Source organism: Bradyrhizobium sp. CCBAU 45321, from assembly GCF_028128975.1.
GTDB classification, from domain to species: domain Bacteria; phylum Pseudomonadota; class Alphaproteobacteria; order Rhizobiales; family Xanthobacteraceae; genus Bradyrhizobium; species Bradyrhizobium yuanmingense.
This window is the reverse complement of the sequence record NZ_LFKZ01000067.1, coordinates 1-2547: the sequence shown is the minus strand read 5'-3', so window position 1 is coordinate 2547 and position 2547 is coordinate 1. Positions and strand designations below refer to the sequence as shown.

General features: G+C 71.2%; 2 protein-coding genes. One reads left to right on the top strand and one right to left on the bottom strand.

Translation table 11 applies throughout. The features are described from left to right. Nucleotides 1-1208, top strand: a 1208-nt coding sequence (locus ACM43_RS09765; protein WP_271539870.1) for a hypothetical protein, incomplete at its 5' end; no start/stop codon positions are given. Nucleotides 1209-1895: 687 nt separating this feature from the next. Here ACM43_RS09765 and ACM43_RS09760 read toward each other — a convergent pair. Further along, nucleotides 1896-2483, bottom strand: a complete 588-nt coding sequence (locus tag ACM43_RS09760) for an IS4 family transposase (protein ID WP_271539869.1) — start codon at nucleotides 2481-2483, stop codon at nucleotides 1896-1898. Nucleotides 2484-2547 lie beyond the last annotated feature (64 nt).

The window sequence follows — 2547 nt, the reverse complement described above, 5'->3', positions numbered from 1 at the left end:
CCGCGCCCGCGCATCGCGTCTGGGCCCTGGAGGGTCTCGGCGTGGGCCTGGCAGGGCTTGCGCCCGCGCTCCAGGAGCGCCTCGTCGTCATCGCCGAGCAGCTTGAGGAGCCCGCGGACCGCGCCGCGGCTCTGCGCGGCCTCGGCCGGGGCATGGCAGGGCTTGCGCCCGCGCTCCAGGAGCGCCTCGTCGTCATCGCCGAGCAGCTTGAGGAGCCCGCGGACCGCGCCGCGGCTCTGCGCGGCCTCGGCCGGGGCATGGCAGGGCTTGCGCCCGCGCTCCAGCAGCGCCTCGTCGTCATCGCCGAGCAGCTTGAGGAGCCCTGGGACCGCGTCTTGGCGCTGGAGGGGCTCGGCGCGGGCCTGGCAGGGCTTGCGCCCGAGCTCCAGGAGCGCCTCGTCGTCATCGCCGAGCAGCTTGACATGCCCGCGCACCGCGGCTGGGCTCTGCAGAGCCTCGGCCCGGGCCTGGCAGGGCTTGCGCCCGAGCTCCAGCAGCGCCTCGTCGGCCTCGTCGAGCAGCTTGCCGCGCCCACGCATCGCGTCCGCGCTCTGCGCGGTCTTGGCGCGGGCCTGGCAGGGCTTGCGCCCGCGCTCCAGCAGCGCCTTGTCGTCATCGCCGAGCAGCTTGACGCACCCGCGCATCGCGTCTTGGCCCTGGAGGGTCTCGGCGAGGGCCTGGCAGGGCTTGCGCCCGAGCTCCAGGAGCGCCTCGTCGTCATCGCCGAGCAGCTTGACGAGCCCTGGGACCGCGTCTGGGCCCTGGAGGGGCTCGGCGCGGGCCTGGCAGGGCTTGCGCCCGAGCTCCAGGAGCGCCTCGTCGTCATCGCCGAGCAGCTTGACATGCCCACGCACCGCGGCTGGGCTCTGCAGGGCCTCGGCGCGGGCGTGGCAGGGCTTGCGCCCGCGCTCCAGCAGCGCCTCGTCGTCATCGCCGAGCAGCTTGACGAGCCCTGGGACCGCGTCTGGGCCCTGGAGGGGCTCGGCGCGGGCCTGGCAGGGCTTGCGCCCGAGCTCCAGGAGCGCCTCGTCGTCATCGCCGAGCAGCTTGACGAGCCCTGGGACCGCGCCCGGGCTGTGGCGGGCCTCGGCGTGGGCCTGGCAGGGCTTCCGCCCGAGCTCCAGCAGCGCCTCGCTGCCCTTGCCGACGGCCTTGCCACGCCCGCGGATCGGGCCCAAGCCTTCGCAGCACTGTTGCGGAGGAGGTGATACATCATTGCTTCGCTCCCGCCGGCTGCGTCGCATCTTTAATGGCAAATTTCAGCTTGAGGAAATCAGTAGGCGTGGTGAACCTGTCCAGGCCTCGGCGACGCGGTGCGTGCTCAAGTCTGCCGGTGTAACCTGTGACCTTGCCCCCAGATTTTATCCAGTTCTGAGTTCGCTCAAGCCATTGGATTTGCCCAGTTGGGCGGTGGCCCCCCCCCCCCCCCCCCCCCCCCCCCCCCCCCCCCCCCCCCCCCCCCCCCCCCCCCCCCCCCCCCCCCCCCCCCCCCCCCCCCCCCCCCCCCCCCCCCCCCCCCCCCCCCCCCCCCCCCCCCCCCCCCCCCCCCCCCCCCCCCCCCCCCCCCCCCCCCCCCCCCCCCCCCCCCCCCCCCCCCCCCCCCCCCCCCCCCCCCCCCCCCCCCCCCCCCCCCCCCCCCCCCCCCCCCCCCCCCCCCCCCCCCCCCCCCCCCCCCCCCCCCCCCCCCCCCCCCCCCCCCCCCCCCCCCCCCCCCCCCCCCCCCCCCCCCCCCCCCCCCCCCCCCCCCCCCCCCCCCCCCCCGTTCCGATGACACTGCTGGGGCCCGGCGTCACGCGACGCCGCGGCCAGCCGCGCGCGTAGCCTGTGCGGTAAAATACGCGCTTACCCAAAATCAGCCATAGCTCCGGTTTTATCGTAAGCGGCAAAGAGACCTTTCAATTACCCATAGTTGTTACCTCGATTGCGGCTCCAAGTTCGATGTTGTTCAGCCGCGATAGTCCGCGCCAGATCACGGTATTTCCTGGAGGCGGATCGTTGGCTCGGGCCAGGTATCCTCCGAGCCGCGCGATCTTGACGACATAGTGGGAGAGCGTGCTTCGTCGAGAGCAATCACCACCCCGGTCTTTCACCAAATGGTCAAGAAGCTTCATTTCGGGATCCGTCAGCGCCATTTGCGGTATGGCATTCGGCGAGGAGCGATTGAGCATCGTCATCCAGAAGACGCGCCAACTCACAATGCAGAAGACCGCGATCAGATTGACCAGACGCTCAGCAGTTCGCAATTTTGAGTCCTCTGCTTTGCAGCCCGATTTGAGGATCTTATGGAAGACTTCGATCTTCCACCTCAACGCGTACCATTCGATCTTCTCGATGGCGTCCTTGCGCGATTGGACCGGGAGATCGGTGAGGAGCTTCCACTCGATTTTCTTTCGCCGCGTCGGCCTTCCCCGCTCTTGAGCATGGATCACGGTCAGAGTGAGTGCGGGATATTTCGTCTGTTTTGCCGATCTATAGCGCGACAATCAGGATGAGAGCGCGTATTGCCTCACGTATCGATGCTCCCGGGCGCGATCGGTTGCCTCATTT